General features: G+C 65.6%; 21 protein-coding genes. 7 read left to right on the top strand and 14 right to left on the bottom strand.

The window, feature by feature from the left end:
* Positions 1–149 precede the first annotated feature (149 nt).
* Positions 150–3,872 (top strand): patatin-like phospholipase domain-containing protein, encoded by a 3,723-nt coding sequence (locus tag QTH91_RS17190; protein ID WP_286661315.1) that lies wholly within the window; start codon positions 150–152, stop codon positions 3,870–3,872.
* Between the two features lie 13 nt (positions 3,873–3,885).
* Here QTH91_RS17190 and QTH91_RS17185 read toward each other — a convergent pair whose 3' ends face one another.
* From QTH91_RS17185 to QTH91_RS17150, 8 genes are all read right to left on the bottom strand, one after another.
* Entirely contained in the window at positions 3,886–4,884 is a 999-nt protein-coding gene (locus QTH91_RS17185) for an aldo/keto reductase (RefSeq protein ID WP_286661314.1), read from the bottom strand.
* 91 nt (positions 4,885–4,975) lie between these two features.
* A complete protein-coding gene (locus tag QTH91_RS17180; RefSeq protein ID WP_286661313.1) occupies positions 4,976–5,932 on the bottom strand; it encodes a Gfo/Idh/MocA family oxidoreductase in 957 nt (318 codons plus the stop codon).
* Positions 5,933–6,787: a class III extradiol dioxygenase subunit beta gene (locus QTH91_RS17175; RefSeq protein WP_286661312.1), complete on the bottom strand. Its 855-nt coding sequence runs from the start codon at positions 6,785–6,787 to the stop codon at positions 5,933–5,935. It abuts the gene before it with no gap.
* Positions 6,787–7,176, bottom strand: coding sequence for a protocatechuate 4,5-dioxygenase subunit alpha (gene ligA / locus QTH91_RS17170; RefSeq protein ID WP_286661311.1), 390 nt, complete (start codon positions 7,174–7,176; stop codon positions 6,787–6,789). Before ligA ends, QTH91_RS17175 begins: the two co-directional genes overlap by 1 nt.
* 15 nt (positions 7,177–7,191) lie before the next feature.
* Positions 7,192–8,100 (bottom strand): amidohydrolase family protein, encoded by a 909-nt coding sequence (locus tag QTH91_RS17165; protein WP_286661310.1) that lies wholly within the window; start codon positions 8,098–8,100, stop codon positions 7,192–7,194.
* A gap of 14 nt (positions 8,101–8,114) precedes the next feature.
* Complete coding sequence (gene ligK / locus QTH91_RS17160; protein WP_286661309.1) at positions 8,115–8,810, bottom strand: 4-carboxy-4-hydroxy-2-oxoadipate aldolase/oxaloacetate decarboxylase; 696 nt, start codon at positions 8,808–8,810, stop codon at positions 8,115–8,117.
* Positions 8,811–8,812: 2 nt separating this feature from the next.
* Positions 8,813–9,841: an amidohydrolase family protein gene (locus QTH91_RS17155; RefSeq protein WP_286661308.1), complete on the bottom strand. Its 1,029-nt coding sequence runs from the start codon at positions 9,839–9,841 to the stop codon at positions 8,813–8,815.
* A 32-nt stretch (positions 9,842–9,873) separates the two neighbouring features.
* Positions 9,874–10,563, bottom strand: a complete 690-nt coding sequence (locus tag QTH91_RS17150) for a substrate-binding domain-containing protein (protein ID WP_286661307.1) — start codon at positions 10,561–10,563, stop codon at positions 9,874–9,876.
* Between the two features lie 132 nt (positions 10,564–10,695).
* On the opposite strand from QTH91_RS17150, the gene QTH91_RS17145 reads away from it, so the two are divergent.
* The 3 genes from QTH91_RS17145 (at position 10,696) to QTH91_RS17135 (ending at position 12,927) form a co-directional block, all read left to right on the top strand.
* Positions 10,696–11,592, top strand: coding sequence for a LysR substrate-binding domain-containing protein (locus tag QTH91_RS17145; RefSeq protein ID WP_286661306.1), 897 nt, complete (start codon positions 10,696–10,698; stop codon positions 11,590–11,592).
* A gap of 65 nt (positions 11,593–11,657) precedes the next feature.
* Complete coding sequence (locus QTH91_RS17140; RefSeq protein WP_286661305.1) at positions 11,658–12,566, top strand: hypothetical protein; 909 nt, start codon at positions 11,658–11,660, stop codon at positions 12,564–12,566.
* Positions 12,567–12,654: 88 nt separating this feature from the next.
* A complete protein-coding gene (locus QTH91_RS17135; protein ID WP_286661304.1) occupies positions 12,655–12,927 on the top strand; it encodes a VF530 family protein in 273 nt (90 codons plus the stop codon).
* A gap of 46 nt (positions 12,928–12,973) precedes the next feature.
* On the opposite strand, the gene QTH91_RS17130 is transcribed toward QTH91_RS17135, so the two are convergent.
* Entirely contained in the window at positions 12,974–13,996 is a 1,023-nt protein-coding gene (locus tag QTH91_RS17130) for an ABC transporter substrate-binding protein (RefSeq protein WP_286661303.1), read from the bottom strand.
* Positions 13,997–14,119: 123 nt separating this feature from the next.
* Here QTH91_RS17130 and QTH91_RS17125 point away from each other — a divergent pair, with 123 nt between their 5' ends.
* Genes QTH91_RS17125 through QTH91_RS17115 form a run of 3 tightly spaced genes read left to right on the top strand, consistent with a single transcriptional unit; the run spans position 14,120 to position 18,071 of the window.
* On the top strand, positions 14,120–16,579 hold the full coding sequence (locus QTH91_RS17125) for an ATP-binding protein (RefSeq protein WP_286661302.1): 2,460 nt from the start codon (positions 14,120–14,122) through the stop codon (positions 16,577–16,579).
* Positions 16,576–16,953, top strand: a complete 378-nt coding sequence (locus tag QTH91_RS17120; RefSeq protein WP_286661301.1) for a response regulator — start codon at positions 16,576–16,578, stop codon at positions 16,951–16,953. The genes QTH91_RS17125 and QTH91_RS17120 overlap by 4 nt, the downstream gene beginning before the upstream one ends.
* A complete protein-coding gene (locus QTH91_RS17115) occupies positions 16,950–18,071 on the top strand; it encodes an adenylate/guanylate cyclase domain-containing response regulator (RefSeq protein WP_286661300.1) in 1,122 nt (373 codons plus the stop codon). Before QTH91_RS17120 ends, QTH91_RS17115 begins: the two co-directional genes overlap by 4 nt.
* Positions 18,072–18,542: 471 nt before the next feature.
* Here the strand turns inward: QTH91_RS17115 and QTH91_RS17110 are convergent, their stop codons facing one another.
* The 5 genes from QTH91_RS17110 to QTH91_RS17090 form a co-directional block, all read right to left on the bottom strand.
* Positions 18,543–18,800, bottom strand: coding sequence for a hypothetical protein (locus QTH91_RS17110; RefSeq protein ID WP_286661299.1), 258 nt, complete (start codon positions 18,798–18,800; stop codon positions 18,543–18,545).
* A gap of 75 nt (positions 18,801–18,875) precedes the next feature.
* Positions 18,876–19,679: an exodeoxyribonuclease III gene (locus tag QTH91_RS17105; protein WP_286661298.1), complete on the bottom strand. Its 804-nt coding sequence runs from the start codon at positions 19,677–19,679 to the stop codon at positions 18,876–18,878.
* 97 nt (positions 19,680–19,776) lie between these two features.
* On the bottom strand, positions 19,777–21,510 hold the full coding sequence (locus QTH91_RS17100; RefSeq protein WP_286661297.1) for a response regulator: 1,734 nt from the start codon (positions 21,508–21,510) through the stop codon (positions 19,777–19,779).
* A 10-nt stretch (positions 21,511–21,520) separates the two neighbouring features.
* Positions 21,521–23,017 carry a DUF7125 family protein gene (locus QTH91_RS17095; RefSeq protein ID WP_286661296.1) on the bottom strand — a complete coding sequence of 499 codons (1,497 nt, stop codon included), beginning with the start codon at positions 23,015–23,017 and terminating at the stop codon, positions 21,521–21,523.
* 601 nt (positions 23,018–23,618) lie between these two features.
* A complete protein-coding gene (locus QTH91_RS17090) occupies positions 23,619–24,443 on the bottom strand; it encodes a hypothetical protein (protein ID WP_286661295.1) in 825 nt (274 codons plus the stop codon).
* Positions 24,444–24,726 lie beyond the last annotated feature (283 nt).

The raw sequence follows: 24,726 nt of genomic DNA, 5'->3' as shown, positions 1-24,726 counted from the left end.
GACTGCCATGCATGGCCGGATCCCAAGTCCCCCATGGCTGGGCGGATGTGCCACCACGCGGCATAGACCATTCGCCAAATTGCCGCGCCCCGCCGGAGCGTGACACATTGCGCCTGCTCCGGCGACAAGCACGGACCGAGGGACGCGAGATGGAAGACAACGCCATGCGCGAGTTGGTCAGCATGCGCCGAAAGGCGCTCACGGGCAGCGACGATGGTCGCCGGCCGTGGGGGCTCGCGCTTTCCGGCGGCGGCATCCGCAGCGCGACCTTCTGCCTGGGGCTGATGAAGTCGCTGGCCTCGAACCGGCAGTTGCTGCGCTTCGACCTGCTATCCACCGTCTCGGGCGGAGGCTACGTGGGCTCGATGTTCGGCCGCCTGTGCACCCACGCCAGCGATGCCGACGGCGTGCGCGCCGTGGAAGGCGCATTCGCCGAACTGGACAAGCTGCGCTTCGGCTGGTGGCTTCGCAGCAATGGCCGCTACCTCATTCCCGGCGGCATGCGCGACACGCTGTTCGCGGTGGCGCTGTATCTGCGCAACCTCCTGGGCACCCACATCGAACTGGCCATTGCCGCCACGCTGGTGGGCATGGTGCTGGCGGCAATCAACCTGGGCGCCTGGGAACTGATGGCGGTGCTGGTCGACCTGGACAACGCCGACCTTCCGCCCGTCGCGCCCGTGCGCTGGGCCACGCAACTGCCCACGCTGTGGCTGCTGCTTCTCATACCCTGGCTGTGTTCGATCGTCGTGGCCGACTGCTACTGGGCGGTGCGCGACAAATCAACCAGCGCCAGCATGCTGCGGCAGGTGCTGCTGTGGGTGGTGCTGGGCGCGGGTGCGTGGTGGGTCGGGCCCATCCTGGAAGATCGCTTCGGCGGCCCCTTGTGGCTGGCGCCGGCCTTCCTCGTGTTTGCCACCTGCTGGGTGCTGGCGCTTTCGTGGGTGCTGGTGCAGCGCGGCCGTGGCCGGCCGCCCAACATTCTGCGCAACCAGTTGACCGATGCGCTGGCGTCCGTGCTCTATGCGGCGCTGATCGTCGTGTTGCTCGGCATGCTCGACTGGGCCGCCTGGTGGCTGGCGGCGCACACGCGCGAGTTGCGGGCGTCGTACGGCGGGGTGCTCCTGGTGGTGGCCGGCGCGATGCGTGCGCTGCTGCCCATGTTCTTTTCCGGCAAGCGCGAGGCGCCCGGGCTGGGCAAGAGCCTGCTGATGACGCTGGCCAGCGTCTTCGGGCTGATCGTCGCCTTCTGCCTGGCGGCGTGGTGGATCGGCGTGCTTTATGCGGCGGTGCTGCTGCCCGTCTTCACGCCGACGGGCCTCGACTTTTCGCGCGGCTGGATCTGGCTGGGCACCATCGGCGTGATCATCGTGAGCTATGCGCTGGTGACGGGCCGCAACTTCGGCTTTCTCAATGCCTCGTCGCTGCACATGTTCTACAAGGCGCGCATCGTCCGCGGCTACCTGGGCGCGGCCAATGCCAGCCGGCTGGGCGCCGATCCGTTGGATGCGCTGTCGGGCCTGTCGCCGCCCAGGGTGCCGGTCGGCCAAGTGGACGAGCACGACGACATCGCGATCTCGCAATATGCGCCGCACCGCGTCGGCGGGCCGGTGCATCTGGTCAACGTGTGCATCAATCAGACGCACGACCCGAAGCAGCAGCTGTTCAACCGCGATCGCAAGAGCCTGCCGTTGACCGTCGGGCCGCAGGGCTGGATGCAGGTGGCGGGCTCGCAGTGGACGCAGGCCATGCCCAAGGGTGCGCTCACGCTCGGCGCCTGGGCGGCCATCTCGGGCGCGGCTTTTGCGCCCGGCCTCGGGCGCCTGACGCGGCGTGGCCTGGCGGCCCTGTCGGTGTTCGCAGGGCTTCGGCTGGGCTATTGGTGGGACAGCAAGGAGGCCGGCCTGACCCAGCTGGGCGCGGCTCGGCGCGTGAGCACGTTGTTGATGAAGTCGCGCTTCATCCTGCTGGAATGCTTCGGCGCGTTTCCCGGCAGCGGTTCGCCGTTCTGGTACCTGAGCGATGGCGGGCACTTCGAGAACACCGGCGCCTACGCGCTGCTGCGCGAAGAGGCCGAGTTGATCGTGGTGGCCGATTGCGGCGCAGATCCTGATTACCGCTTCCACGATGTCGAGAACCTGGTGCGCCGCGCACGCATCGATCTCAATGCGGACATCGACTTTCTCAAGCCTTGCCCGACCACGGCGAACTGGGACCGGCTGGGCCTGTTCGGTTCGCTCAACGATCTGGCTTCGAGCACCAGCCAGGCCTGCCTGGCGCTGGCGCGCATCAACTACGCCAGCGGGCAGCGCGGGCATCTGCTGCTGGTCAAGCCCAACGTGTCGTCCGATCTCGCGGTGGACCTGGTCAACTTCAAGGCGGCCAACCCCAACTTTCCGCAGCAGCCCACCACCGACCAGTTCTTCGACGAAGCCCAGTGGGAGTGCTACTTCCGACTGGGCGCGGCCATTGGCGAGCGGGTGGACGCCGAGGTGCTGGACCGCGTGGCGCGCGACACGAGCGGCCTGTTCGACCTGGATGACGGTCGGCCCACCAGCGTGCCGGCGGCCGAGACGAATGGCGAAGGCGCGGCGCGCGTCTCGGGCGCCGTCGCCTCGATGAGCCGGCTTCAGGCGCGGGTGATCCAGACCGGCGCGGTGACGGCTTCGCTGGGCATCGGCACGGCAGCGACCATCGGCGTGGCGCTGTGGCAGAGCATCGACGCGGTGCGTACCGAGGAGCAGAAGCAGGACGCGGCCGAGAACGCCGCCTTCAAGGACTTGAGCGAGCGTTGGGCGCGGTTGCGCGCGGGCAGCAGTTCGAACGAGGCGACGTCCTTGCTCGCCGCGGAACTGCTGCGCACCGGCGACCTGCTGTGTCGGCAGGGGCGCCAGAACTTCATGGCGAACTTCAGGCTGTCGGTGCGTATCGTGGACGACGCCAAGTCCGCCTGCGCATCTCAATCGCCCAACAGTCGCACGCCGGCCTGCCAGCGCCTGCTGGATCGCGGCAACGGCATCGATTGCCTGCAGCCCGCGAGCGAACCCGCCTGCAAGCCGCGCTATTGGGCGCGCGACTATTCGGGCCGCACGCCGCCGCAGGAGAACTGCAGTGGCCTGGGCAGCAGTTCCACGTCGTTCGTGACTGCGCTGATGGCGCGTGCGGACGAGTCGTTCCGCATCCGGTTCAGGGAGCCCCCGGCGCAGACGGTGGATGCGTCGGCAACTCGCGCGGCGTCGAGTGCCGCACCCGCGCCCGCCGAGCCGCTACCGTCGCCGCCGGTCGTCGCTGCTGCAGCGGAGGGCGAGGCGCCCGCTGCGGGGGCTGCTGGTGCGGATGGCGCAACGCCTTCGAGCGACGTCGGTGCTGGTGCTGGTGCAGGTACAGGTGCTGGCGCCGGTGCTGCAGCTGGTGCGGTGGCGACACCGCCGGCGTCCGACGTCGCTGCTGCCCCGGCCGCACCTGCCGCGCCCGCCGAACCTGCCAGGAGCGTGCCGCCGCCGAGCCCCAACGTCTGCGCAGGCAACCTGGTCTACGTGAAGGTCTACGGCCAGGAGTCGCGCGAACAGGCCAGGGACTTCAGGGCGCCGTGGCGCGCCCTGGGCGCCACCGTGCCGCGCACCGAGGACGTGCTCGAAAGCTCTCGCATCGCGGGCCGCTCGGCGCCATCAGGGCAACGCCAGCCGACCATCCTCTATCACTACGAGACGCAGGCCGAATGCGCCAAGGCCATGGCCCGGGCCGCGCCGCCGCCCACCGGCAAATGGGTCGTGCGTCCGTTGCCGAGCACTCAGACCGCCGCCTACGGAACGATCGACGTGTGGCTGCCCCGGCCGACGCCGAGCGCGAGCACGCGGACGCCGGGCTACTGAGTACGGTCCCGGCTCAAAACGTCTCGGTATCCACCTCGCTCGCGCTCTGCGCGCTGTAGCGATGGCCGGTCACCGTCTGCTGGTTGATCAGGTCTTCCACCTTGGCGATGAGTTCGGGCGACAGCTTCACATCCGCGGCCGCGAGGTCTTCGTGCAGGTGGTCGACGCTGGTGGTGCCCGGAATCGGCACGATGTGCGGCGCCTTGTGCAGCAGCCATGCCAATGCCAGTTGCGCGGGCGTGCAGCCGGCTTCTTGCGCCAATGCCTTGTAGGGTGCCAGCAGCTTGAGGTTGGCCGCGTAGGCGTCGGGCGCGAAGCGCGGCATGCTGCGCCGGATGTCCTTGGCATCGAGCGTGCTCACGTCCTGCAGCGCGTCGCAAAGAAAGCCGCGCGCGACCGGGCTGAAGGCCACGAAGGCCGTACCCAGCTCCTTGCATGCGTCGAGCACGGCGATCTCGGGGTTGCGGGTCCACAGCGAATACTCGGTCTGCACCGCGCTGATGGGATGCACCGCGTGTGCCTTGCGCAGCGTGGCGGCGGAGACTTCCGACAAGCCCAACGCCTGCACCTTGCCGGCGCGGACGAGGTCGCTCATGGCGCCCACGCTGTCCTCGATGGGCACCTTCTTGTCCCAGCGGTGCAGGTAGTACAGGTCGATCACCTCGGTCTGCAGGCGGCGCAGGCTGTCTTCGCAGTTCTTGCGGATCGTCTCGGGGCGCCCGTCGATGACGCGCTTGATGCCATCGTCGAACTGCACGCCCGCCATGCCGCCCTTGCTGGCGAGCGTGAACTGGTTGCGGTGCTTCTTGAGCACGCGGCCCACCAGTGTCTCGTTGGCGCCGAAGCCGTAGAGCGCGGCGGTGTCGAACATCGTCACGCCGGCATCGAGCGCGGCCAGCAGCACGCGCTCGCCCTGCTCGGCGCTGGGCGGCGTGCCGTAGGCGTGGCTGAGGTTCATGCAGCCGAGGCTGATGGCGCTGACCTCGAACGGGCCGATCTGTCGTGTCTTCATGCGAGCTCCTGAATGAAAAAGTCCCGCAGTGCGGGACGTTCGACGGGGTGGTTCGCCGGCGCGCCTTCGACGTCGCGCCGGCAATCGAGCGTCAGTCTGCCAGCTGCTGCTCCAGATCGTGCAGCACCTGGTAGCAGGGCAGCACCTTGGCCACGCTGGAGTTGGGCTCGCGGCCTTCGCGGATGGCGGCGAAGAACTCGCGGTCCTGCAGCTCGATGCCGTTCATGCTCACGTCGACCTTGCTCACGTCGATCTTTTCTTCCTTGCCGTTGAACAGGTCGTCATAGCGCGCGATGTAGGTCGCCGTGTCGCCGATGTAGCGGAAGAAGGTGCCCAGCGGGCCTTCGTTGTTGAAGCTCAGGCTCAGCGTGCAGATGGCGCCGTTGGCGGCCTTGAGCTGGATGCTCATGTCCATCGCGATGCCCAGCGTCGGATGGATCGGGCCTTGCACGGCATTGGCCTTCACGATCGGGCTGCCGCACTGGTAGGCGAACAGGTCGACCGTGTGCGCGGCGTGGTGCCACAGCAGGTGATCGGTCCAGCTGCGCGGCTGGCCCAGCGCGTTCATGTTGGTGCGGCGGAAGAAGTAGGTCTGCACATCCATCTGCTGGATGTTGAACTCGCCCGCGGCGATCTTCTTGTGCACGAACTGGTGGCTGGGGTTGAAGCGGCGCGTGTGCCCGCACATGGCGACCAGCCCGGTCTGCTTCTGCATGGCCACCACGTCCTGTGCGGCCTTGAGGCTGTCGGCCAGGGGAATCTCCACCTGGACGTGCTTGCCGGCCTTCATGCACTGCATGGCCTGGTCGGCATGCATCTGGGTGGGGGTGCACAGGATGACGGCGTCCACTTCCTTCATCGCCAGGCTTTCGGCCAGGTCGGTGGTGGCGTGGGCAATGCCGTACTTCTCGGCCACCTTCTTCGTGTTCTCGATGTCGCGGCTGACGATGGACACGACTTCCACGCCGTCGATCAGCTTGATGCCGTCCAGGTGCTTGATGCCGAATGCGCCGGCGCCGGCCAGCGCGACCTTGATGGGCTTGGTCATTTATGCGTTCTCCAGGATGAGATGGCCCACCGCCGTGTTCGACGCGGGCACGTGATAGAAGCGGTGCTTGACCGTGGGCTTGGGGCCGCCGTTGGCATCGGCCATGGCGCCACGGGCGATCAGCCACATCACCAATTCGATGCCTTCGCTGCCGGCCTCGCGCACGTAGTCGATGTGCGGCTTGAGCGCCAACGAGCCAGGGTCCGCGATCAGCTCGTCGAGGAATGCGTTGTCGAATTCCTTGTTGATGAGGCCGGCGCGCGGGCCCTGCAGCTGGTGGCTCATGCCGCCGGTGCCCCAGATGTGGACGTTCAGGTCTTCGTCGTAGCTCTCGACGGCCTTGCGGATGGCCTTGCCCAGGTTGTAGCAGCGCTGGCCGCTTGGCACCGGGTACTGAACCACGTTCACCGCGAAGGGAATCACGGGGCAGGGCCATGCGTCGGGCTGGCCGCACATCAGGCTCAAGGGCACGGTCAGGCCGTGGTCCACGTCCATCTTGTTGACGATGGTGAGGTCGAAGTCCTGCTGGATCACCGACTGCGCGATGTGCGACGCCAGTTGCGGATGCCCATACACCTTGGGCACAGGGCGCGGGCCCCAGCCTTCGTCGGCGGGTGTGTATTCGGCAGCGGTGCCGATGGCGAAGGTCGGTATCAGGTCCAGGCTGAAGGCCGTCGCATGGTCGTTGTAGACCAGGAAGATCACGTCCGGCTTGTTGTCCTTCATCCATTGCTTGGAAAAGTCGTAGCCGGCAAACAGGGGTTGCCAGTACGCCTCTTGCGTCTTGCCCAGGTCCATGGCCGCGCCGATGGCGGGCACATGCGACGTGTAGACGCTGGCGGTGATGCGGGCCATTACTTCTTCTCCCCGATGTATCGGTTGCCGTCGGCCGAGCGTCCGCCGGCCACCATCATGTTGCGGTATTCCTCTTCGGACATCCCGGTCATGCTTCCGGCCATCTGCTGGAAGCTCTTGCCATCGGTGGCGCCGATCTTGGCCAGGAAGTAGATGTTGCCGCCGAGCTTGATGCAGCGGTTCAGGTCGCGGTCGAGCACGGCCTGCTTCTGCTCCTCGCTCATCGGCCATTCATCGAGGTAGGCGCGCTCGTTCGCCTTGAAGCGCTCGCGGTTGGCGGCCTTCATGAGCGACATGCAGAACTGGTTGAGGTGATAGCCGATGCGCGACTGCTCGGCATCGAAGATGGTCGTGCCGGGCACGTCCAGGTAGGGCTTGTCGAGCGACATGATGTTTCTCCTTCTTCAGCCCCAGTACAGGCGCGTCGGGTTGTCGACCAGCAACTTCTGCTGCAGCTCGGCCGTCGGCGCGATGTGCGGGATGAAATCGACCAAGAGCCCGTCGTCGGGCATGTGGTTCTTGAGGTTGGGGTGTGGCCAGTCGGTGCCCCAGAGCACGCGATCGGGGAAGGTTTCGACGATGCGGCGCGCAAAGGGCACCACGTCGCGGTAGGCATTGCGCTCACCATCGAGCGCCGGCGGGCCGGAGACGCTCAGCCGCTCGGGGCAGCTGACCTTCGACCAGACGTTGGGATATTCGCGCATGAACTTGATGAACAGCTCGAACTCCTCGCCGTCCACCGGCTTGGTCACATCGGGGCGGCCCATGTGGTCCACGACCACGGTGGTGGGCAGGGCGGTGAAGAAGTCCCACAACTCGGGCAGATCGACCGCCTCGAAGTAGATGACCACGTGCCAGCCCAGCGGGGCGATGCGCGCGGCAATCTCCATCAGCTCGTCCTTGGGCGTGAAGTCGACCAGGCGCTTGACGAAGTTGAAGCGCACGCCGCGCACGCCGGCCTTGTGCATGGACTGCAGCTGCTCGTCCGTCACGTCGCGCCGAACGGTGACGACGCCGCGCGCCTTGTCGTTGGAATGGGCCAGCGCATCGAGCAGCGCGCTGTTGTCGGCGCCGTGGCAGGTGGCCTGCACGATGACGTTCTTGTCGAAGCCCAGGTGGTCGCGCAGGGCGAACAGCTGGTCCTTGCTGGCGTCGCACGGCGTGTACTTGCGCTCGGGCGCATAGGGGAACTGCGCGCCGGGGCCGAAGACGTGGCAGTGTGCGTCCACCGCACCGGGCGGCAGCTTGAAGGCGGGCTTGCTGGGGCCGGCGTACCAGTCGAGCCAGCCAGGGGTCTTGGTGAATTCGGTCATGTCAGGTGGCTCGATCAATCGATGTATTTCAGGCCCAGCTTTTCCAGCGGCTCGCGCATGCTGTACATGTCCAGGCCGAGCACGCCGGAGGCCAGCTTGTCGCGCTTGGCGCCTTCGTTGGCCTCGCGGGCGGCGGCGGCCTCGGCCACGCGCGTGACCCACTCGGCGGGCACCACGGTCACGCCGTCGTCATCGGCCACCACGGCATCGCCGGGGTTCACGTTGACGCCGGCGCACACCACGGGAATATTGACCGAGCCCAGGGTTGCCTTGATGCAGCCCTTGGCGCTGATGGCCTTGCTCCACACCGGGAAGTCCATCTCCTTGAGCGTCTTCACGTCGCGGCAGCCGCCGTCGATGATGAGGCCGCGCGCGCCGCGCGCCTTGAAGCTGGTGGCCAGCAGGTCGCCGAAGTAGCCGTCGGTGCAGTCGGCGCTGATGGCGGCTACGACGATGTCGCCGGGCTGGATCTGCTCGGCGGCGACGTGCAGCATCCAGTTGTCGCCCGGATGCAGCAGCACGGTGACGGCGGTGCCCGACACCTGCGCGCCCGGGTAGATGGGCCGCATGTAGGGCTTCATCAGGCCGACGCGGCCCATGGCTTCATGCACCGTGGCTGCGCCGTACTTGGCGAGTTGGTCGGTGGCGGCACGGTCGGCGCGCACGATGTTGCGCTTGACGATGCCCAGGGTGGTTCCAACGTTGGTCATGTTCAGTGTCCTTTCTGCTTGAGCAGCGCGTCCAGGCGGGGGAACACGCGGCGGGCGTTGCCTTCGTAGATCTGCTGACGGTCTTCGGCGCTGAGGATCTTCGAGGCCTCGATGTAGCGCTTGGTGTCGTCGTAGTAGTTGCCGGTCTCCGGGTCGATGCCGCGCACGGCACCGATCATCTCCGAAGCAAACAACACGTTCTTGACCGGGATCACGGTATTGAGCAGATCGATGCCCGGCTGGTGGTAGACGCAGGTGTCGAAGTAGATGTTGTTGAGCAGGTGCTCGGACAGGAGCGGCTTCTTCAGCTCCTGCGCCAGTCCGCGGAAGCGGCCCCAGTGGTAGGGCACCGCGCCGCCGCCGTGCGGAATCAGGAAACGCAGCGTCGGGAAGTCCTTGAACAGGTCCGAGGTCAGGCACTGCATGAATGCCGTGGTGTCGGCATTGAGGTAGTGCGCGCCGGTGGTGTGGAAGCACGGGTTGCAGCTGGTGCTGACGTGGATCATCGCGGGGATGTCGTACTCCACCATCTTCTCGTAGATGGGATACCAGTGCTTGTCCGACAGCGGCGGCGAGTTCCAGTGGCCGCCCGACGGGTCGGGGTTCAGGTTGATGCCGACGTTGCCGTATTCGTTGATGCACTTCTCCAGTTCGGGAATGCAGGTCTTGGGGTCCACGCCCGGCGACTGCGGCAGCATCGCCACCGGCACGAAGTGGTCGGGGAACAGCTTGCTCACGCGAAAGCACAGCTCGTTGCAGATGGCCGCCCAGGTCGACGAGACGTTGAAGTCGCCGATGTGGTGCGCCATGAAGCTCGCGCGCGGCGAGAACAGCGTCAGGTCGCTGCCGCGTTCCTTCATCAGGCGCAGCTGGTTCTGCTCGATGCTCTCGCGCAGCTCGTCGTCGCTGATCTTCAGGTCGGAAGCCTTGGGCATCACGGACGGATCCTTGATGCCGGCGATCTGCTGGTTGCGCCAGTTCTCCAGCGCCTTGGGTGCCGTGGTGTAGTGGCCGTGGCAATCGATGATCATGGGTTTGTCTTCCTTGGATGAGATCGGGAACTTCAGGCCGGCGTCATGCCATGGCGCTGCTTGACCGCCGTGGCCGCTTCGCTGGCCATGAAGGCGAGCATGTCGGCCACCGCGTCGGCCTGCGACGAGGTGGCGCACAGCGCGCCGGAGAATGTGGTGGTGATCTGGATCTCGTCGGGCAGGGGCCCGAGCAGTTCGATGCCTTCGAGGTGCAACAGTTCGCTCAATTGCTGAAAGCCCAGCGCAACTTCGCCCTTGGCGACCAGCGAGCCGACCGGTACGCCGGGCGGCGCTTGCACGGTGCGCGCCGCGACGTCTTGCGCGATGCCCCAGCGTTCGAACAGCTTTTGCAGCGCCACGCCGCTTGGGCCGGTGGAATAGCCGATGCTCGGCGCTGCCATCACCGCGCGGCGCAGGGCCTCTTCGCTGCCGATGTCGGGGCGCGCGCTGCCGGCACGCACCGCCACCGCCACGCCGGAGTTGACCAGGTCGACGCGGCTGCCGGCCACGGCCTTGCCGTCTGCGATGAGCTTGTCGATGGCGTTGGCGGCCAGCACGACCACGTCGAAAGCCTCTCCGGCCTGCACCCGCTTGGCCGCATCGACGCCGCCCACCGATTCCATCGAAACCTGGCGGCCCGATTTCGCCTGCCATGCCTCGATCAGCTCGGCCAGCACCTGGCGGGTGGCCATGGAAGAAATGCCCTTGATCGCGTCGCTCATGAAGCGCACTCGGAGTGTGTGGAAAGCATGCTCCGATTTTGCGAACTGCGCCGATCCCGGCAAGCGGCCCTCACCGCTATCAGCTATATCAATTCGGCATAATCGAACGCTCGGTATTCAAGAAATATTGGCATGGACCTGAAGCAGCTCGAATATTTCGTGCGGGTGGCCGAAATGGGCAGCTTTACCCGTGCCGCCATCGCGTTGGACGTGGCTCAGCCCGCGCTGAGCCGGCAGGTTCGGCTGCTGGAAGTGGAGCTGCGCCAGAACCTGCTCACCCGCAACGGGCGCGGTGCCGCCCCCACCGAAGCCGGCAAGCTGCTGCTCGAGCATGGGCGCGGCATCCTGCACCAGGTCGAACGGGCGCGCGAGGAACTGGGGCGCCTGCGCGGCGCCCTGGCTGGCCGGGTGGCGGTCGGGTTGCCGCCCAGCGTCGCCAGGGCGCTCAGCGTGCCGCTGATCCGCGAGTTTCGCCAGCGCATGCCCGATGCCAGCCTGTCGGTCAGCGAAGGCCTGACCCAGGCCATGCACGAAGCGCTGGCTCACGGCCGGCTGGACATCGCGCTGCTCTACAACGCCAGCCCGTCGCCCGACATCGAGCTTGCGCCGCTGCTGGAGGAGCCGCTGTTCCTGGTGCAGCAGCGCGGGGCGGGGACGGCAGGGCGGCCGCGGCCGATCTCGCTGGCCGAACTGGCCGCCGTCCCGCTCGTCATCCCCACGCGCCCCAACGCCATCCGCATGCTGGTCGAGACCGAAATGGCCAACCAAGGCCTGCGGCCGCAGGTGGCCCTGGAGATCGATGGCGTCGCCACCATCCTCGATCTCGTCCAGGAAGGCGCCGGCAGCGCCATTCTTTCGCGCAACGCGGTCGCCACCTCGTCGCGGCCCGAAGCTTTCGCGCTGCGGCCTATCGGCACGCCGCCGCTGAAGAGCAAGCTGATGCTGGCGATGAGTTCGCAGCGGCCGGCCACGCTCACGCAGAAGGCGATGCTGGATCTGATCCGCGAGGTGGCGCGCGAACTGGGCTGATTCGGCCCCATGCGGCATACTCGCGCCCCCGTTTCCAAACTCCACCCAACCTGCCAGCCCGCGCCATGGAAAGCGAAGTCGACCCCAAAGTTCTAGCCGTCATCGAAGAGGAGCGCCTGTCGGGGCCGCCGCTCACGCCCGTGGAGGTGCTCTCCAAGCTGGGCGTGCTCGAAGCCCGCAGCAAGCCCTTCGAAAGCGCATGGCTGGCCACCGGCGACAGCGTCGTGGCCGCCATCTGGGCCGAATACGTCAACGTGGCCGCAAACGGCCAGTGGTACATCGTCGAGTCGCTCAATGCCGAAGTGCGGGCCGATGGCCGCGAGCGCAATGCCACGCAGGCGCAGCGCGCGGAGTTCCGACTGGCGCAGCTCAAGCGTGCATTCGAGGCCGGCCAGGGTTTTCGGGCCGTGCTGCAGACCAACCGCCTGGGCATCGTCGAGGCGGAAAGCAACAGGAGCGCCAAGATCTCGATCCGCGTGCGCGACGACGAAGAATGGCACGTCGCCTCGTGGTCCGAAGAGCTGCAGCTGGCCGTGCTCGTGCGCGGCGCGCGCGGCTGGCAACCGACGGTCGATGAGCTGAAGTCGGCCCGACGATCGCACGCCTTGCCGGGTGGCGCAGCCGCCGACGGCGACGCCGCGCAGGGCGCGTCGGCCCAGGATGTCGATGAAGCCGCCAAGGGCTACATCATTCGGCACTTCTCCAGCTACGGCTATCAGGCCGAAGACGTTTCGAGCCAGGCCCTGGGCTACGACGTCGAGGTGAAGGACAAGAAGGGCGGGTTGCTGCTGCGCGTGTGCGTTCGGGGCGCGTCTGTCGGCGTGCAGACCCGAAAGCTCTCCCCCCAGGAGCAAGCCAGCGCCAAGGGTGAGAAGCTGTGGCGGCTGTTCGTGGTGGCCGATGCGCTCACCGGCGCGGCCAAGCACAAGATCTACAAGGCGGACGAGGTCGCGCAGGTCCTGCCCGACGCCTGAGGCCGGCCAGGAGCCGCCTCTCGACCTCGGTGCCCACCAAGCCCTGCGCTCACGAATCACGTCGGACATCCGGGTGCAGAATCTCTGAATGCACGAAGCCCCGCCTCCCGCCGCCCAGCCGCGAAACCCTCTACACGGCCTGACGCTGGAGACAATTGTTCGAGCGCTGGAAGCCCGTTATGGATGGGCCGAGCTCGCGCAGCGGATACCGGTACGCTGCTTCTCGCATGACCCGAGCGTCAAGTCCAGCCTGAAGTTTCTGCGCAAGACGCCCTGGGCACGAGAGAAGGTGGAAGGGCTCTATCTGTTCATGCTGCGCGAAGAAAAGCGGATGCAGCGCTCCTTGAACGAGAGTCGCTAGTCCAGGTCCGCTACGGGCAGCATGAACGCTCGACACGAAGCTTCAACTATTGAATCACCTTGTCTGCGCGATTGAGCACGGCGCGCGGAATGGTGTAGCCAAGGCGTTGCGCCGTCTGCAGGTTGATCAGCAATTCGAACTTGGTCGGCTGCTCGATCGGCAGGTCCGCCGGCTTGGCGCCCTTGAGGATGCGATCGACGTAGCGCGCGCCATCCCGGCCCTCGGTGTCGTAGCCGGGCCCATAGGCCATCAGGCAGCCGTTTTGCGCATAGTCGCCCCGCGCGCAGATCGACGGGAGCCCATGCTCGATGGCCAATCGGGCGATCAGTGCCTGATTGGAATTGGCGACCGGGTTGAGCGTGACCCACACCGCATCGGCCCGTGCCTTGATCGCCTCCTTGAAAGCTGCGTCGTAGCTCGCCGGGCTGCTCGCTACCATCGAGATGAGTTCCAGCCCCAGTTTCCGGGCCGGCGCCTGGCTGGCTTCCCATTGGGGAATGGAGCCGGGCGCCTTGGGGTCCCACAGGACGGCCACCCGTCGTATGGCAGGGCGGCTTTCCTTGAGGATCTCCAGGCGCTTTCCAGTGAGGATGGCGGCCACGTTGGTGATGCCGGTGCTGTTCCCGCCCGGACGCGCCAGGCTTTGTGCCAGGCCGATCGCGATCGGATCCGTCACGCCCATGAACACGATGGGAACTGTCGACGTGCTCTTCTTTGCCGCCTGCGCTGCGTTGCTCGTCACTGCGACCAGCACGTCGATGTTCCCGCGCAGCAGCTCGGCGGCATGCTCGGGTAGCCGAGAGAGATCCTGGCTCTCGTGACGGTAGGTGATGAGGATGTTCTTGCCTTCGACGTAGCCCAGCTCGCGCAGTCCCTGGCGGAAGGCTTCCAGCCGCGGGGTATCGGCCGCGGTTGAAACGGCAGCGAGATAGCCAAGGCGAGGCGTCTTGCCCGTGGGCTGCTGCGCATGCACGGCGTTAAGCGATGAAAACATCGCCGCGCAAAGTGCCGCATGGCGCCACCTAAGACGCGTCTTCGAAGTGGCCAGGAGCAGGTCCAGCGCTTTCACGGCGCGATTGTGCGCGCCTCCGGGCGCTGCTGCCACTCACCGGAAAGTCGGATGGGCATCGGCCATGAGGCCGACTTCCGCAGCCTTCACATCCTTCCCATGCCGATGTCCAATTGACGCGCCATGTCGCCTCCGGACACATCGACCCCGGCGCCGCTCGAAGCAGGCGGGTCGCCCGGCCTTGCCCCTCGCGCAGAAGCGGCCCAAAGCGCGCTGGAGGCGCACCGCGGACGCCTGTTTCGCAAATACCTGCTGCTCATCCTCTCGCTTGTCACATCGGTGCTGTTGGTGTCCAGCGCCACCAGCCTGTACTTTTCGTACGGGGAGAACAAGGATGCACTGGCCAGCCTCCAGCAGGAAAAGGCCATAGGCGCTGCGTCGCGCATCGAGCAGTACATGCGCCAGCTGATCGAGCAATTGAACTATGCCTCGCTGGCGCAGCTCGACGTCGCCGACCCAGAGTGGCGCCGCACCGAGTTCTGGCGACTGTTAAGGCAGGCGCCCGAGGTGACCGACATCGCCTGGCTAGACCGCCAGGGCCGCGAGCAGATCAAGGTATCGCGACTGGGACTGGATGTACTGGGCTCCGGCATCGACCTGTCGGCGCAACCGGCGTTTCGCAAACCCACTCCAGACGTGCCCTGGCTCGGCCCGGTGTACTTCAACCGCGACACGGAGCCGTACATGGTGGTCGCCGTTCGCGCCGGCGGCGACAAGGGACCGGTCACGGTAGCCGAGCTGAACCTCAAGTTCATCTGGGGCGTCGTATCGCGCATTCACATCGGCGAAATGGGCAAGGCCTACGTCGTCGACGCCAACGGCCTTCTGGTGGCTGATCCCGACATCGGCCTCGTGCTGCGCAAGACCAGCGTCGCGCACCTGCCGCACGTGCAGGCGGCAGGGGGAAGCGAGGCCTCGCAAGCGATGACCTCGCGCAACCTGAAGGGCGCAGTCGTGCTGACATCGACGGCGCCCATCCAGCCGCTGGGCTGGCGCGTGTTCGTCGAGCAGCCGATCGGCGAGGTCTACGCCAAGCTCAACGCGTCCATGCTGCGAGCCGCGCTGCAGTTGCTGGCGGGCCTGGTCGTGTCGGCCATTGCGGCCTGGGTGCTTGCGCGAAGCATGGTGCGGCCCATCCGAACGCTTGCGCGAGGCGCCCGGCACATCGGGCGCGGCGAGCTGAACCAGAAGATCGTGGTCAACACGGGCGACGAACTCGAAGGACTGGCCGAACAGTTCAACCGAATGTCTGCCAAGCTGCAGGAGTCGTATGGCGAACTGGAGCGCAAGGTGCAGCAACGCACCGCTGAACTCACCGTAGCGCTGGAACGCCAGACCGCGACCGCCGAAGTACTACGCGTCATCGGTCGATTCCCCGCTGACCTGCAACCGGTGCTGCTGGCCGTGGCTGAACGTTCGGCGGTGCTCTGCCACGCCTATGGTTGCCGCATCTGGTTGCCGCAGGGCGACCATCTGCAGTCGATGACGGGCTACCTGGGACATGGCGGCAACGATGCCATTGGCCGCGACGAGGAACTTCCGCTCACACGCGGCTCGGTGGTGGGCCGTGCCTTTCTCGATCGGCGCAGTGTGCACGTGGAAGACGTCACCCGACTGCTCGCCACGGAATACCCAGACTCCAGGGCCGCCCAGGCGCGCCACGGCTTTCGGACGGTGTTGGCCGTGCCGATGGTTCGCGAAGGTGCCTCGCACGGTTGCATTGCGGTCATCCGAAAGCAGGCGCAACCCTTCTCGCCCGCGGAGATACGCCTGGTGGAGACCTTTGCCGACCAGGCCGTGATCGCGATCGAGAATACGCGGCTGTTCCGCGAGATTGCCGAGAAGAGCCGGCAGCTGGAGGTGGCGAACCAGCACAAGTCCGACTTCCTGGCCAACATGTCGCACGAGCTTCGTACGCCGCTGAACGCCATCATCGGCTTTTCCGAAGTGCTGGCCGAGCAGATGTTCGGCGAGGTGAACGACAAGCAGAAGGAATACCTGCGCGACATCCATTCCTCCGGACAGCATCTGCTGTCGCTCATCAACGATGTGCTCGACCTCACCAAGATCGAGGCGGGCCGCATGGAGCTGGACCTGAGCTGTTTCGACCTCGGCTTGCTTTTGCACAACACGATGACGCTGGTGCGCGAACGCGCGCAGCGCAGCGGCCAGACCCTGTCGATCGACGTGGGCGAGGGCCTCGAGGACTGGGTGGGCGATGCGCGCAAGATCAAGCAGGTGGTGGTGAACCTGCTGTCCAACGCCGTGAAATTCACGCGAGCCGGTGGTCGGGTCAACCTGTCTGCGCGACGCATCGAGCGCGACGGCGCCGAGCTGGCCGAGATCAGCGTTTCCGATACCGGCATCGGTATTTCGCAGGAGGACCAGGCCGTGGTTTTCGACGAGTTCCGCCAGGGCGGGCAGGACCCCTTGCGCAAGGCCGAGGGAACGGGCCTGGGCCTCTCGCTCGCCCGGCGCTTTGCCCAGCTGCACGGCGGCACCTTGGCCGTGCAAAGCGAACTGGGCGCTGGCGCCACCTTCACGCTGTTGCTGCCCAGGCAGAACATGGAGGCCTTGCCATGAGCACCATCCTCATCATCGAAGACAACGACAAGAACATGAAGCTGGCGCGGGACCTGCTTCAACATGAGGGTCATGCCACGCTGGAAGCCAGGACGGGTGAAGAGGGCGTGGTCTTGGCCATAGCGAATCGTCCGGACCTCATCCTCATGGACATCCACCTTGGCGGTATCGACGGTATCGCCGCCCTTCAGCGCATCCGAGAGGTGCGCGCGCTGGACGCGGTGCCCATCATTGCGGTGTCGGCCTCGGTGATGCCCGATGACCGCCGCCACATCGCCAGCTCGGGCTTCGACGCTTTCCTGACCAAGCCCATCTCGATCAAGCCCTTCATCGAAACGGTGGAACGGGTCCTGCGAGAAGGGCGATCGCCATGAGCGCGCACATCCTCGTGGTGGATGACGTCGAGAAGAACGTGAGGCTGCTCTCGGACATCCTCGCCATTCAGGGCTATCGCGTCACACCGGCGTCGAGCGGCGAGGAGGCGTTGGCGCGCATCGCGGCCGAGCCGCCCGATCTCGTCCTTCTCGACGTGATGATGCCCGGCATGACCGGCTACGACGTGTGCCGCGCCATCCGTGCGGACCCCGCGCATGCAGTGCTGCCGGTGGTGCTGGTGACGGCGCTGGACCCGGACCGTGAGCGAGTGACAGGTCTGAACGCCGGCGCCGACGACTTCCTGGCCAAGCCCATCCATCAGGCGGAGCTGCTGGCTCGCGTTCGCTCCCTGCTTCGCGTGAAGACGCTCTACGACGAGGTGGCTCGCCAGCGCCTGGAACTGCAGGCATGGAATCAGACGTTGGAACAGCGCGTGGCCGAGGGCGTCCGCCAGCTTGAACGACTCGGCCAGCTCAAGCGCTTCTTTTCGCCGCACCTGGCCCGAGCCATCCTGGATGCGGATGCCAACGGCAGCCATCCGCTGCAAAGCCATCGCCGGGAAATCACGGTGGTGTTCCTGGATCTGCGCGGCTTTACCGCCTTCACCGAGACGGCCGAGCCGGAGGAAGTGATGGCCGTGCTCGCCCAATACCACGAGGCGATGGGAAGGCAGGTGCTGGCGCACGAAGGCACGCTGGAGCGTTTCTCGGGCGACGGGATGATGATCTTCTTCAACGACCCGCAGCCCATTGCCGACGCACCCGACCGTGCCGTTCGCATGGCGGTGCGCATGCAACAGGACGTGCGTGCGCTGCGCACGCAGTGGTGCCAGCGCGGCTACGAGCTCAGCATGGGCATCGGCATCGCGCAGGGCTTCGCGACGATGGGCAGCATCGGATTCGACGGGCGCATCGATTACGCGGCGATCGGCACGGTCACCAACCTCGCAGCGCGCCTGTGCGGCGACGCGGCCGGCGGAGAGATCCTCATTTCGCAGCGCGTGCGCGGGGCCTTGCAGGCGCCGATCGAGTGTGAAGGGCGGATTGAGCACGCGGGCGACCTGGTTCTGAAGGGCTTCCAGAAGCAGGTTTCGGCTTGGCGTGTGGTGCTGCCTTGAACAGTCGCGGCAGAGCACGATCTAGGCCGGCGCCGCTACCGCCGCGCCGGCGCCGGCCGCCACGCGTGGCGGCCGTGAAGCGGTGTCAGGGCTTTTGGCCCTGACCCGGCTGCTGCTGGGGCGAGCTCGGGCTGCCCTGGCCGGGCTGTTGTCTGCCCGGATTGTTTTGCTCCTGTTGCCCGGGCTGGTTTGGCTGATTGCCCGGCTGGTTCGGATTGCTTTGTCCTGGTTGATTGGCCATGAGTGTCTCCTGGTAAGCGGAGCAAGAGCGCTCCGTCTTCAATCTATTGCACACGTGGCGACCAGCGGGTAGCCGCGCATCGCTTCCATACGTAGGAGGCACCGTTTGGAAATGTCAAAAGACATTCTTGTTGATGTCCATCGATGACGAAGTCTCGGACCTCGCACCTTGCGCACGTCACGAGGGCGTGCCTCGGACTGCCGGCGTACGTCGAATTGCCTTCGAGGCCGCTACTGCGCCAGTTGGCCGTGCTCGCGAGCCCAGGTTCTGGCCAGATCCTTCGCGAGCTCGAGCGCGGCGGCGGAACTTCCGAGGCGCTGTTGGTCCAGGATGAGCGTTCGAATGTCGTCGCTGGGCGAGGCTCGATAGCGCACGACCGCGTGAAAGTCCCCACTTGGAAGTTGCTCTGCACTGCACAGGAACTCGTGGCCGCCTAATTCGAGCGTTTCCATTTCGTCCATCTTTGCGTGCCGGTCCCAGACTTTCATCCCAAACTCCAATCAACTTCAACAATGCCATCCTAGTGAGTTCAGCAGCGTCGGCAGACACTGCCAGTTCGGACCTCACTGGCGACGCGCCTTCCTCGGCTTCGACACTTTGGCAGGTTCGAGCAGCGCCCACACCGGGGCGTGGTCGCTCGCTCCGTCCTTTCCGCGCTCCTCGCGGTCAACGCCTGCGTCGACGACTCTCAGGGATTGACTGATGAGGACGTGGTCGATGCGCAGCCCTGCATCGCGCTCCCAGCGCTTGCGGCGATAGTCCCAGAACGTGAACAGCTTGTCCTGCGGACACGCCGCCTTGAGGGCATCTGTCCAGCCTTGGTCCAGGATGTCGGCAAATGCCTTTCTGGCTTGCGGCTGCAACAGCGCGTTGTCGCGCCAGGTATCTGGCTTGTAGATGTCCTCGTCGGTAGGTACCACATTCCAATCGCCCAGAAGCACGACGGGATGGCCGGACGCCCAAAGGGCTTCGGCGCGCATGCGCATCCGTTCGAACCATTGCAGCTTGTAGTCGAATTTCGGGCCAGGCTGAGGGTTGCCGTTCGGGAGATAGAGGCACGCGAACAGCACACCATCAATGGCAGCTTCCATGTACCGAGCCTGTTTGTCGTCGGGGTCACCCGGGAGCGCCGTGGCGACCTTCAGCGGCTTGTGCCCCCGCGACAGAATGGCCACGCCGTTCCATGTACGTTGGCCGACGACCAGGCTGTGATACCCAAGTTCGCGCAGTCGCTCCTCCGGAAAATCTGAGGTCTGCGTCTTCAGTTCCTGCAGGGCAACGACATCGGGCTGCGTCGCGGCCAGCCAGTCGCAAAGCAGGTCCAAGCGCTTGACGATGTTGTTGATGTTCCAGGTCGCAACGAGCATGACGCTTGGTGAACGTGGGCACGAGGGCCCTTTGATGAGTCTAGTCGCCAACGCTTGGGAGGAGGGCTTGGCCCGGTGGCCGAGCAGCAGAGTCGGCTCATGTCTTTTGACATGGGGGCTGCAAGACCTCGTCGGACGCCGGACGCGCCTGGCGCAGCTCCGTCGCCACGGCCTTGGCAAGCGTGTCCAGGTCGAAGGGCTTGGGCAGCACGGACTGCGGCCCGATGAGACGCTCCACGTCGTTCATGTCCGCATAGCCCGTGGCCATCAGCACAGGAAGGTCGCCGTACATGCCGCGCGCCTGCGCAATCAGTTCGGCGCCATTCATGCGGGGCATGAGGTAATCCACCAGCAGCAGATCGGGCCGGCCGTTTTCCAGCTCGAGCAGGCCTGCCATGCCATCGGCGGCCTCGCGGACACGAAAGCCCAGCACCTGCAGGCTCTCCACCATGCTGCGCCGCACGGCCGGGTCGTCCTCCACCACCAGGATCTCGGCGGGTTGGCCGCTCGCCATCGGCTGCTGCGCCTGCATCTCCCGCCCGGCCACTTCGTGCTCCTGCGAAGGCGAGAGCGGGAAGCTCATGCGCACGCTCGTTCCCCGCCCCAGTTCGCTGTTCACCTGCGCCCGCCCGCCGGACTGCCGCGCAAAGCCGTAGACCTGGCTGAGCCCCAGGCCGGTGCCGCCGTGCTGCTTGGTGGTGAAGAAGGGATCGAAGACCTTGCTCAGCAGGTTGGGCGCGATGCCCTCGCCGGTATCGCGCACGGTGACATGCACCGCGCCCAGCGGGTAGGCCCGTCCGCCCGATTCGTCATGGCCGGTATACCCGGCGTCGATGTCCGTGCGGATTTCCAGGCTGCCGCCCTTGGGCATGGCGTCGCGCGAATTGACCGCCAGGTTGAGGATGGCCATCTCCATCTGTGCCGCATCCACCACCACATGCGCGGGGCCGGAACTCAGTGCCAGCGAGAGCTTGACCTGCGCCCCCACCGAGATGGCGATCAGGTCGGCCATGTTGCGGATCAGCTCGTTCGCATCGTGCAGCTTGGGCACCAGGCTTTGGGTGCGCGCAAACGAGAGCAGCTGGCCGGTCAGTCGCGAGCCCCGCTCGACCGCCTCCTTGGCCTGGCGCGCGAAGTTGCGTATCCGGTCCTCCTTGGGGGCCATGCGCTCGATCAGCTGCAGGTTCAGGGTGACCACATGAAGGAGGTTGTTGAAGTCATGCGCGATGCCGCCAGTCAGGCGGCCCAGGGCTTCCATCTTCTGGTTCTGCACGCGTGAGTTTTCCACCCGCTCGCGCTCCACCATCTCGTGCATGAGCCGATCATTTGCAGAGGCCAGATCGACGGTGCGTTCGGCAATCCGGGTTTCTAGGTCGTTGTTGAGCCGCTCGACCGAGTGCTTGGATTGCTGCAACTCGGCCAGGTGCTCCCGGGTGAGGTACTGGCGGCGCCGCGCGCGCAATGCGGACTGCACAGCGCTGGCCAGCGTGTCCGGGTTGACGGGGCGCTCCAGCAGCACCAGGTTGCTCAGCTCTTGCAACGCCAGCCTGGCACGATCGGAGCGGCGCACGGTCTGGCGCGCAGCGAGCACCACGAAGGGGTAGTCCGACCACGGTGGCTGGCGCCCGAGCAGCAGGCGAAGCGAATCGACCAAGTCCTGGGCGAGTGTCTCTTCGGTGATGATCGTCCCTGCCGACTCCTTGCCGAGTTCCTCGACCAGGGAGGCGGCGTCGGCACAGATATGGATCTCGATCTGCCGGGGTGCAAGCACCTCCTTGATCACCTTGGCATCCCGCCCGAAAGGCGCCAGCACGAGTATTCGGTTGTGCACGCGCTGCGTCCTAGTCGACGTCGCCCAGCAGCGCAGAGCGCCCGCTGTAGCGCGGCAGGCCTGCCATGACCCCTTGGAAATCCGTGAGTGCCTCGCCCACCTCGATGCCGCCGGCACTCAGGCGGAACTGATGGATGGTGGATGCGTGCGCACTCACCCGGCTCTTGATGACCGAGACCGCCTTGAAGATCTGGCCGCGCGCCTCGAAGTAGCGGAACTGCAGCAGGGAATCGCTCAGGTAGCTCAGGTCCACGTCGTTGGGCAATTCGCCGGCAAGGCCGTGCTGCGACAGCACCAGGATGGTGGTGACGCCCTGCAGGTTGAGGTAAGTGAGCAACTCGTGCATCTGCAACAGCAGGAAGTTGCTGCCCGGCATGGCGATCAGGTAGGCGTTGAGCGTATCGATCACGACGGTGCTCACGCCCTGCCTCTCCACCACGTCGCGCACATGGTGGGAAAACTGTCCGGCGGAGATCTCGGCCGGATCGATGGCGTGCAGGACCAATTGGCCGGACGCGACATGGCTCTCGATGTCCATGCCCAGCGCGCGCGAGCGCGAGAACAGCGTCTTGATGCCTTCGTCGAACAGGAACATGGCCGCCTTTTCGCCACGTTGAATGCTGGCGAGCGCACAGCACACCGCCGTGGAAGTCTTGCCCACACCCGCCGGACCCGAAAACAGCAGGTTGCTCCCGGGAATGAGCCCGCCCCCGAGCAGGCCATCGAGCCGCGCATTGCCCGAGCTGACTGGTGTGCTGGAATGGGCGCGCCCGTGTTCGTTGGCGACCAGCCGCGAGAACACGTGCAGGCCTCCACGGTTGAGGTTGAAGTCGTGCTCCCCTTCGCGGAACTTCACGCCGCGCAGCTTGACCACGCGCAACCGGCGCTTGTCCGGTCCGTAGGTCCACGTGTTCTGCTCCAGGTGGATCACGCCATGCGCAATGCTGTGCAGATGAAGATCACCCGCGCTGCTGGACTTGTCGTCCAGCATCAGCACCGTGCTGCGCAAGGTATGAAAGAAGCGCTTGAGCGCCAGGATCTGGCGGCGATATCGCAGCGGATTCTGCGACAGCAGGCGCAGCTCCGACAGGCTGTCGAACACCACGCGCTGCGGGCGCACGCGCTCCACCAGCGCCATCACGCTGCTGATCGTCTCGCCCAGTTCGAAGTCGGAGGGGTGCAGGATGCTTTGCTCAGCTTCAGGGCTCAGGCCCTCGTCACTCACCAGGTCGCAGACTTCCAGGCCGTCCAGGGTCCACCCGTGGGACTGAGCCGCCTGGGCCAATTCTTCGGACGTCTCGGACAGGGTGACGTACAGGCAGCGCTGGCCGAGCTGGCGGCCCTGCAGCAGGAACTGCAGTCCCAGGGTGGTCTTGCCGGAACCGGGCGTTCCCTCCACCAGATACAGGTGGCCCGCGGGCAGCCCGCCCGCCAGAACGTCGTCCAGACCGGTCACGCCGGTGGGCTCCAGCGTCGGCGTTTGGAACGAGGCAGGATGAGTTGTCATAGTCACGGATGCTGTTGTGGCACCCTGACAATTTAGCGGCGCGCCTGCGCGGCAGGACCTCGCAGCGTCCGAGCGCCGTGTAGGCGAATGGCGTCAATTCGTGTCGTGGCCTGCGCTTGACGCGTCATGGGCCGGGCCGCGCAGTGGTCACCTGGGTCTCAGGCCCAGACCATGAGTGAGAGGCCGGGCGAGCGGCGGCTGGCTCAGAACTTGCCCGGGGCGTCGAGCTCCGTGCGCTATCCGAGCGCCCCAGGCTTGCTTCAGACTGTCTGCCTTCTGGCGGTCGGTACCTCTCGTTAGGGCGGTGCAGCCAGAGAGGTCGATCCGGCTGGGTCGGCAGTGCAGCGTTTGCGGTCTTTCGAAGCGGCCCGGACAATGTCGGCTAAGGAGGCGAGAGCGGTCCTCCCTTTTCGCGGCTCTAGCGGCCGGAGTCTGGCGCTTTCCTGTCGTTCCGCCTGGGAACTCTCGCTTTGGGCTCAAAGCCGTCGACTCAAGCTTTCAGACTTGGCCGACGTGATTCGGCGTGCCGCGAGCGCATTGATCACCAGACGCCGCCGGAGATTCGCCCCCTCATCCAAGACGGCGTGCTGCGCGGCGATGCTTAGGACGCCTGTGGCCGTCGAGGGTTCGGATTGAAGTACGGCCCCGTCCACTTGAAGGTGTAGCGCACGCGCGGACCCGGCGGCTCTTCCGAGCCCGTAGGAAACTCGGGGAACCGTGCAAAGAACACGTCGGATAGGTACATAGAGAGCTTGACCATCCTGGGGTCGTCCTTCTTGTCGAAATAGTCCCGGAAGAGATCACGCCCGAATGGGTCATAGGGCTCCTTCGTGATGCCAACTTGAATGTTGTCGAGCCCACGAACGACGAGATACACCCCCGCCGTTACCAATGCGAGGTACACGCCTGAATCCCAACTCGAAGGGAAGCCGACGGCCTTGTAGGCGTTGTAGCCGGCTATGAAAATGCCGACGAGCGCCTCGTGAAATCCATAGAAGGCGCGGGCAAAGGATCTAACGAAGAACAGGACCGAGCCGACTACGAGAGCAACAATACTGAAGAAGGCTGCGCGCGACACGGGTGACGTAAGCTTCGGATCGATCCAGCGGAAGAAGTCCTTCCCCGACACGATCAGGCCGTAGTAGAACAATCCCACGAATAGGAACACTATCCCCAGCATCGTGACTCCGAGCCTTAAATTCTTCGACCGCTCGCCCAGCCAAAGGCGCCGCCCGATCGCAATGGAAAGTCCCAGGATCGCAGGCGCCGCGCAGAGAGGAACGTATAAAAGGAAATCCGACCAGTGTCGGGTTACTCCCGCGTAGATCGTTCCAAGAAGCGTGAGGGTAAAGAGAATCTTTTGAAGTCTTGGGGCGCGGCTTAGAGGAAGCCTGGACCCGTCCTTCGGAACTTCGATAGTAATCACTGGTGCTGAGCCTCTATTTCTTCGCGGCGAACATCTCTTTTCTGTGCGACATGTTATGCCCTCGGCCGCAAATACCAGGCCGCCAGCCGCAGACTTGCCTTGTGCGAGCGCGTAAAGAGTTCGCGATCAACGGCTAAATACGCGTCGAGAGTCACTGACTTGGGCGGAAGCCCTCCAGATTGAGGAGAGCCCAGACGTAGCAACTGCACTAAATTTGCGGTTTCATCCGGCGGGCGGCGTCGCGAGCGAAAAGGCCGCAAGTCAAACTGGATACGCCCGTCGA

The sequence above is a fragment of the Variovorax dokdonensis genome (genome assembly GCF_030316895.1).
Lineage (GTDB): Bacteria > Pseudomonadota > Gammaproteobacteria > Burkholderiales > Burkholderiaceae_C > Variovorax > Variovorax dokdonensis.
Note: the sequence above shows the minus strand (reverse complement) of the source record. Positions and strands in the feature narration are given on the sequence as shown.

Bases quoted from the DNA above. Each gene is read 5' to 3' on its own strand.
- QTH91_RS17190 (WP_286661315.1), top strand. From the start codon at position 150: ATGGAAGACAACGCCATGCGCGAGTTGGTCAGCATGCGCCGAAAGGCG.
- QTH91_RS17185 (WP_286661314.1), bottom strand. From the start codon at position 4,884: ATGAAGACACGACAGATCGGCCCGTTCGAGGTCAGCGCCATCAGCCTC.
- QTH91_RS17180 (WP_286661313.1), bottom strand. From the start codon at position 5,932: ATGACCAAGCCCATCAAGGTCGCGCTGGCCGGCGCCGGCGCATTCGGC.
- QTH91_RS17175 (WP_286661312.1), bottom strand. From the start codon at position 6,787: ATGGCCCGCATCACCGCCAGCGTCTACACGTCGCATGTGCCCGCCATC.
- ligA (WP_286661311.1), bottom strand. From the start codon at position 7,176: ATGTCGCTCGACAAGCCCTACCTGGACGTGCCCGGCACGACCATCTTC.
- QTH91_RS17165 (WP_286661310.1), bottom strand. From the start codon at position 8,100: ATGACCGAATTCACCAAGACCCCTGGCTGGCTCGACTGGTACGCCGGC.
- ligK (WP_286661309.1), bottom strand. From the start codon at position 8,810: ATGACCAACGTTGGAACCACCCTGGGCATCGTCAAGCGCAACATCGTG.
- QTH91_RS17155 (WP_286661308.1), bottom strand. From the start codon at position 9,841: ATGATCATCGATTGCCACGGCCACTACACCACGGCACCCAAGGCGCTG.
- QTH91_RS17150 (WP_286661307.1), bottom strand. From the start codon at position 10,563: ATGAGCGACGCGATCAAGGGCATTTCTTCCATGGCCACCCGCCAGGTG.
- QTH91_RS17145 (WP_286661306.1), top strand. From the start codon at position 10,696: ATGGACCTGAAGCAGCTCGAATATTTCGTGCGGGTGGCCGAAATGGGC.
- QTH91_RS17140 (WP_286661305.1), top strand. From the start codon at position 11,658: ATGGAAAGCGAAGTCGACCCCAAAGTTCTAGCCGTCATCGAAGAGGAG.
- QTH91_RS17135 (WP_286661304.1), top strand. From the start codon at position 12,655: ATGCACGAAGCCCCGCCTCCCGCCGCCCAGCCGCGAAACCCTCTACAC.
- QTH91_RS17125 (WP_286661302.1), top strand. From the start codon at position 14,120: ATGTCGCCTCCGGACACATCGACCCCGGCGCCGCTCGAAGCAGGCGGG.
- QTH91_RS17120 (WP_286661301.1), top strand. From the start codon at position 16,576: ATGAGCACCATCCTCATCATCGAAGACAACGACAAGAACATGAAGCTG.
- QTH91_RS17115 (WP_286661300.1), top strand. From the start codon at position 16,950: ATGAGCGCGCACATCCTCGTGGTGGATGACGTCGAGAAGAACGTGAGG.
- QTH91_RS17110 (WP_286661299.1), bottom strand. From the start codon at position 18,800: ATGAAAGTCTGGGACCGGCACGCAAAGATGGACGAAATGGAAACGCTC.
- QTH91_RS17105 (WP_286661298.1), bottom strand. From the start codon at position 19,679: ATGCTCGTTGCGACCTGGAACATCAACAACATCGTCAAGCGCTTGGAC.
- QTH91_RS17095 (WP_286661296.1), bottom strand. From the start codon at position 23,017: ATGACAACTCATCCTGCCTCGTTCCAAACGCCGACGCTGGAGCCCACC.